This window comes from Schumannella sp. 10F1B-5-1, from assembly GCF_006517535.1.
Taxonomy (GTDB): Bacteria; Actinomycetota; Actinomycetes; order Actinomycetales; family Microbacteriaceae; genus Schumannella.
The window spans coordinates 1-237 of record NZ_VHQH01000183.1; the positions used below are offsets into that span (position 1 = coordinate 1).

Sequence of the window (237 nt, forward strand, 5' to 3'; positions counted from 1 at the left end):
GCCGAGAAGCGCACCGGCTACGTGGTGGGCGGCATCAGCCCGATCGGTCAGAAGACCCGCCACGAGACGGTGCTCGACGAGACCGCCGAGCTGTGGGACGTGGTCTACGTCTCGGGTGGCCGCCGCGGTTTCGACCTGGGGCTGGCGCCGGCGGATCTGGTGCGCGCCACCGACGCGGTCGTCGCCGACATCGCGCGCTGAGCTACCCCGCGAGGGCGACCAGGCCGAGCTCCGCGT

General features: G+C 73.0%; 1 protein-coding gene. It reads left to right on the forward strand.

Annotated features, from left to right (window positions below):
• On the forward strand, nucleotides 1–201 hold a 201-nt coding region (locus FJ658_RS15365; RefSeq protein WP_370454819.1), incomplete at its 5' end, for a YbaK/EbsC family protein.
• Between the last annotated feature and the right edge of the window lie 36 nt (nucleotides 202–237).